The 2774-nt window shown below is 58.0% G+C and carries 2 protein-coding genes; both read right to left on the bottom strand.

Features of this window, described 5'->3' with window-relative positions; all coding sequences use genetic code 11:
• Positions 1 to 240: 240 nt before the first annotated feature.
• Positions 241 to 372 (bottom strand): hypothetical protein, encoded by a 132-nt coding sequence (locus QJT78_RS49955; RefSeq protein ID WP_281460820.1) that lies wholly within the window; start codon positions 370 to 372, stop codon positions 241 to 243.
• 1100 nt (positions 373 to 1472) lie between these two features.
• Positions 1473 to 2774, bottom strand: a 1302-nt coding sequence (locus tag QJT78_RS49950; RefSeq protein WP_281460819.1) for an MFS transporter, incomplete at its 5' end; no start/stop codon positions are given.

Genomic DNA, 2774 nt, shown 5'->3' with positions numbered 1-2774 from the left:
GCACGCCTCAAGCACCTTGCGATCTTTCCTCGAAAGGTGGACTTCTCTTGCTTCGGGTATCATCCCGACCTTGAATCACGACTCACGTTCCAAGAAAAGTGGGTACTAGTAGATCGACCCATACAGGACCGGCGCATGCGCCTGCGGCGGAGCCGGTGCGCCGGGCCCCCTCCGCTATAAGCCACTAAGGCCGACAAGATGTCGCGCCTTTCGAAAGGGATCGAACTAGACCGCGAGTAACTACGCGGCGGTTTCGCTTGGCGGGTCGTAGTTGTCCGGGAACGGCAGCATCATGTTGCTGCCCCACTGCGGAAACTCTCGGTCGAGGCGGTCCATGAAGACGCGCCAGTTTGGCGAGTACTTCATCAACATCAGCACAATCGCACGCTAAAACCCGAGATTTGGAGGAAAATTTTGGCCCGTGTCATTTTTCGAAAACCTGCGGGATGACGCGTGCAGCTTGGCGAGCGGTAGGCGGGGGTGACCGCGCCAGAGCCTGAACCACCCCTGGAGTGGTCCTTATCTCTTGGAGCAAGGCGCCAAACAAACCAGTGGGCCAGGCACGCAGAATTTTAATCCGAGTTTTGATTATTTATCAAAAAGAGCCCTTGCGTTTTAGCATTCGGCGCCACCAGCCTCTTTAGTCCTTATAGGCAGGTTTCTGCCGAGACGTGACGCGCACTTCGGTGCCGGCCTGACTGGCGTCCTTTTTTCCGGCCGTTAGACCGTGGAGCCGCTTGGCGCCTTTCACACTTTACCCGACAAATCGTAATTTCGAGGAGAATGTGCCGCCATGGCCTCGCTTAATGCTGCGATGGACGCGATCGAGCGGCACCTAGAATTCCCGCGCTCGCGAAGCACCGGGATCGCCAGGCGATTGCAGGGGGCTAGCCTTCTGCCTTCTGGTGCGCCGGGAGTCACTCCGGACTTGGACGAGGACAACGTCCTCGATCTGGTTGTTGCGCTTGTCTCTGACATCGAACTGCACAACGCGGTTACCGGTCGTCCGAGCGTTCCATGCGATGGCTCCCGGTAGCGCTGTGACCGGGGGGAGGGGTGACTCGATCCCTCCCATCGTCGCCGTCAACGGCCGGCAGCCCCCGAAAATTCGCGCAGCTGCAATTCAGAATATGAGGGGTAGTAAGAGTATGGACAACCTCCTGAGAGACCAAGCTAACCAACATCCCACAGCTGATCTTCAACTTGAGACGCGAAATCGGTGAGCTCTGAACTGTCGGAAAATTGATTGCGCGCGCCGACCAGATGCTTTGAATAACTTGGACCCATCTCGACTTTCTGCCCCATCCGCATGTGCCGCATGCTCCGTCAAAGTCTGTTGAAGGGGATTTAGCGAACAAGATTTTCGCTCACGCTGAGCTTTTCGCATTTTTGACCAAGACCGAATTCTCTAGGGTTATGGAAAGATCCTGCACCCGGTTGTGTAAGTCAGTCAGCTGGTCGCCAACAGCATCTTAGTTGCTTGCACGTACGCTGTCCGGCTCGATCCACACCCAGCCAGCGAGACCAGCCAGTGCGGCACAACTCGCGGGCACCAGCATTATCACATGTAGCGCGCGCTCAAATGCGGCAATCGCCTCCGCGTTAGCGCCGGGCTGCCCAGACATCACGACGTTTAACGCTTCGATGGCTTGCGCAGGCGTCGTTCCGGTAAGATGATGCGAAAAATCATCAAAGAACACAGCCCCGAGCGCGGCAACCGCAAGCAACCCAGCTACTCGAGCGACCGCGTTGTTAACGCCCGACGCAATGCCGGCGTGGGCTTTACCGGCGGCAGCCATCACGGTTGATGTCAGCGGCGGAACCGTGATTGCCATCCCCGCGCCGAGCAAGAGCATCGACGGAAAAACGCCAGCCCAGTAAGATTGTTGCCTTAGATCGATAAACGCGAGCATCGCTAACCCGCAGGACGCAACGATGGGGCCAACAGTGAGCAGTAGGCGCGCCCCCAAACGGTCGCCAATCGTTCCAGCGAACAATGACCCGAACCCCATTATCAGGGCAGAAGGCAGCAAAGCCGCGCCGGCTTGTGTCGAGGAGTAGTTACCCAGGCGGATCAAACCGAACGGCAGATAATAGAGCGCGCCTCCGAGCGCGAAGTAGAGCAACAGCGTCAATACATTCGTCGCTGCAAAATTGCGCGATCGATAGAGCGATAACGGCATCATCGCCTGCTCATGGAGACGAGCTTCGATTACGATGAACGACGTTAGGAAGGCGATCCCTACTCCTAAGGCGGCCAGCACTATTTTGTCCTGAAATCCCGCCCCTGGAATGGCGGTCAACCCCCATGTAATCGCAGCAAGGCCAATCGCCACAGAGGCGGCACCGCCCCAGTCGAGCTGGTGCGCCCGGGGATCTTTGCTTTCGCAGCCGAAACGAAGCGCAAGCCCAGCTGCGGCAATGGCGAGCGGGACATTGAGGAGGAAGATCGCCCGCCAGGATACCTGATCGACCAGCCAGCCGCCCAACAACGGACCCGCTGCCATCATCAATGCTGCTGCGCCCGCCCATATCCCGATTGCTTGACTCCGCTCGTGCTCGCCGAAGGTTGCCCCTAACATCGCCAAACTGGCCGGCACTAACAGTGCGGCCCCCAAACCTTGAAACGCTCGGCTGACGACAAGCACCACATTGTTCGGTGAGAGAGAGCTGGCCCCGCAAATTCGGACAGTAGCTTGAGTGGATTTTCTGCCTGACAGCGGCGAGGATTCTTGCTGCGAATCAGGAGCGAAGATGACGAAGAAGAGCCGCCG

This window comes from Bradyrhizobium sp. Mp27, from assembly GCF_029953005.1.
GTDB classification, from domain to species: Bacteria; Pseudomonadota; Alphaproteobacteria; order Rhizobiales; family Xanthobacteraceae; genus Bradyrhizobium; species Bradyrhizobium barranii.
The sequence above is the reverse complement of the archived record's forward strand: the minus strand, read 5'-3'. Positions and strand labels throughout refer to the sequence as shown.